General features: G+C 65.8%; 3 protein-coding genes and 1 pseudogene. All 4 read left to right on the plus strand.

Annotation, left to right across the window (positions count from 1 at the left end; all coding sequences use genetic code 11):
• A partial coding sequence (locus tag AC1DY5_RS47545; RefSeq protein WP_478121330.1) for a catecholate siderophore receptor Fiu occupies positions 1–1,813 on the plus strand: 1,813 nt, incomplete at its 5' end.
• Positions 1,814–1,897: 84 nt separating this feature from the next.
• The gene (locus AC1DY5_RS47550; RefSeq protein ID WP_478121331.1) at positions 1,898–2,578 is read left to right on the plus strand and encodes a Fe2+-dependent dioxygenase; all 681 of its coding nucleotides are present in this window, start codon (positions 1,898–1,900) and stop codon (positions 2,576–2,578) included.
• 116 nt (positions 2,579–2,694) lie between these two features.
• Positions 2,695–2,967: a (2Fe-2S)-binding protein gene (locus tag AC1DY5_RS47555; RefSeq protein WP_478121332.1), complete on the plus strand. Its 273-nt coding sequence runs from the start codon at positions 2,695–2,697 to the stop codon at positions 2,965–2,967.
• A gap of 98 nt (positions 2,968–3,065) precedes the next feature.
• Positions 3,066–3,467, plus strand: a pseudogene (locus AC1DY5_RS47560) (energy transducer TonB); the annotation flags it as partial.

Genomic DNA, 3,467 nt, shown 5'->3' on the forward strand with positions numbered 1-3,467 from the left:
CTACAAGCGCGGCACCATCGACTGGAACAAGGTGGTGAACGGCGCCGACGGCTCGGGCACGGCCTTCCGGCTGAACGCGGTGGCCGAAGATGCCGGCGTGGACGGGCGCGACTTCGTCAACAACAAGCGCTCGGCCATCGCGCCCTCGCTGGCCTTCGGCCTCAACACGCCGACCCGCGTGTTCCTCGACTACCTGTATGTCAAGCAGAACAACATCCCCGACGGCGGCGTGCCGACCATCGGCCTGCCGGGCTACACCACGCCCGACGCGATGCTGATCAATTCGCCAATCCTGCGCCGCACCTTCCTGAACTATGCGTCGAAGGTCGATTCAAGCAACTTCTACGGCACCAGTTCCGACTTCAACGACGTCACGGCCAACATGTTCACGGCCCGCGTCGAGCACGACATCTCGCCCGACATGACGGTGCGCAACGTCACGCGCTGGGGCCAGAGCTCGCAGGACTACATGCTCACGTCCTTCATGCTCGGCGGCCTGACTGCCACCCGCGTCGGCAACACCAACACCTACCGCGGCACGCAGCCCGCGGTCACCGCGGGCTTCATCAACACGGTGGTGCCGAGCAATCCGTCGACCTGGACTGTGACGCGCAACCTGCCGACCAACAAGGACGTCGAGAATTCGATCTTCGTGAACCAGACCAGCCTGTCGTCGAAGTTCAAGACCGGCAGCTTCAGCCACACCTCGAACATCGGCCTCGAACTGATGCGCGAAAGCCAGGACAACACGAACTACTTCGGCCCGGGCTTCGCGTCGGTCAACACGACCTTCGCACCGGCAGGCTCATGGCCGGTCGCCAACCTGTACAACCCGAATCCCTACGTGACCGGCTACAACCGGATCCCGAACGGCACCGGCAACTTCGGCCAGACCGACACCATCAGCCTGTACGCCTTCGACACGATGAAGATCAACGAGCAATGGCAGCTCACCGGCGGCCTGCGCTACGACCACTACAACACCGACTACTGGGCGACCACGATGGGCACCGGGCCCGCATTCGCGATCACGCCGACCAGCTTGACGACCTCGGGCGACCTCTGGACCGGCAAGTTCGGCGTGGTCTACAAACCGGTCGAGAACGCCAGCTTCTATGTCGCCTACGGCAACTCGGCGCAGCCCCCGGGCGGTGCCAACTTCTCGCTGGCCGCCTCGGGCACCGGCAACAGCGCCTCGCGCGTCGACTTCGAAYCGCAGAAGGCCGACGCCTACGAAATCGGCACCAAGTGGGATGTGCTCAACAAGCGCCTCTCGCTGACCGCGGCGCTCTACCGGACCGAAATCCGAAACGAGATCGTGCAGGACCCGACCAACGCCGCGCTCTACACCCAGGACGGCAAGAAGCGGGTGCAAGGCGTCGAACTCGGCGTGGCCGGCGCGATCACCGACCAATGGGGCATCAGCGCCGGCTTCACGACGATGGACACCAAGGTCAACGGCTCCTCCAATGCCGCGGACCGGATCGACGTGCTCCCCTACACGCCGGAACAGGCCTTCACCGCCTGGACCAGCTACCAGTTCCCGTTCGGCCTCACGATTGGCGGCGGTGCGCGCTACAACGGCAAGCTGACCCGCGGCTTCGACGGCGCGGTCGGCACGCCGGCCTACACCGATGCCTACTGGGTGTTCGACGCCATGGCCTCCTACCGCGTCAACAAGAATGTCGAGCTGCAGCTGAACCTCTACAACCTATTCGACAAGGAGTACGTGGCGGCGATCAACAAGAGCGGCTATCGCTACGTGCCGGGCATTCCGCGCTCGGCCCGCATCACGGCCAACTTCGCATTCTGACCGGGGTCAACACCGTCGCATCCTCGCGATGCGACACTCGAGCCCCGGCCTGACCCGGGGTTTTTCTTTTGAGGAGACCGCAACATGATGCTGCATGTGCCCGACGTGCTCAACCCAGAGCAGGTGCGCGAGATTCGAGCCGTCCTGGACGCCGCCGACTGGGTCGATGGCCGCGAGACAGTCGGCGACCAGGGCGCCCAGGTCAAGCGCAACCGGCAGTTGCCGGAGCAATCGCCGGTAGGCCGCGAACTGGGCAAGGCGATCCTCGGCGCGCTGGCCCGGAGCCATCTCTTCTTCTCGGCCGCGCTGCCCCTGCGCTTCGTGCCGCCGCTGTTCAATCGCTACGAGGGCGGCGAGCACTACGGGCTGCATGTCGACGGCTCGGTGCGCTCGGTGCCGGGCACCGGCGAGCAACTGCGCACCGACCTGTCCTGCACCCTGTTCCTCTGCGATCCCGAGGACTATGAAGGCGGCGAACTGGAGGTGGTCGACACCTATGGCACCCACGAGGTCAAGCTGCCCGCGGGCGACCTGATCCTCTACCCCTCCAGCAGCCTGCACCGGGTCCATCCGGTGACCCAGGGCGCCCGCGTGTGCTCCTTCTTCTGGCTGCAGAGCATGGTCCGCGACGAGCGCCAGCGCGCGATGCTGTTCGATCTCGACCAGGCGATCCAGAAGCTGCGCGGCCGGCTCGGCGAATGCGAGGAAACGGTCGCGCTCACCGGGCAGTACCACAACCTGCTGCGCATGTGGTCCGAAGTCTAGGCAGATTCGCCCAAGGCCCGACCCTGAAGCCGCGATAGTTATTGCAAATGCGAAGAATTCGTATTTATAATCGAACCTTCTTCAAACGAGCCAGCTACAAGCCCGCCTTCACCGCCATGATCGTCTGCGTCTGCCGCCGAATCTCCGACCGTGAAATCGCGCGCCATGCCCGCGCCGGGATGACTTTCGACGAGGTGCAGTTCGAACTCGGCGTGGCCACCCAGTGCGGCCAGTGCGAAAGTTGCGCACGCGACGTGGTCGCGCAATGCAGCGCATCGCACCCGGTCGCCGCGCTTCACCGCGAGTCCGGCCCCCAGGCGATCCAGCTTGCCAATTCCATCAAGGAAAGCAACGCATGGAACTCGTCTCGGCACTCGGCGGCAGCCTGATCCTGGTCACCAGCGCGGTCTGGTGGATTCTTCGCAAATAAGCCTTTAGCGTAGCGGTTTTGCTGCGCCGGGGCACCTTCGTGGGCGCCCGCATTCGAATGATCGTGTCTGACCGCTTTTCCCCGCCACCCTCGGCCTTCGGCCTGTCGCGCAACGCCCTGATCGCGGGCGGCGTGGTGCTGTTCCACGTCGCGGCGCTCTGGGCCCTGCAAAGCGGCCTGTTGCGCCGCACCGCCGAAGTGGTGATCCCGGTCGAGATCCTGAGCGAGTTCATCGAGCCGCCGAAGCCGAAGGAACTGCCGCCGCCTCCGCCGCCACCGCCCGAGGCCAAGCGCCAGGTGATCAAGACGCCACCGTCGCCGCGTCCCCAGGCCATCCGCGAACCCAAGCCGACACCAGCGCCGAACGCGCCGACCGGCAGCATCGAAGCACCGCCGCCGCCAGCACCGCCGGCGCCCCCCGCGCCGCCGGAGCCGCCCGCGCCACCGCCCGCCCCACCC

The organism is Variovorax sp. P4_D9 (genome assembly GCF_056401695.1).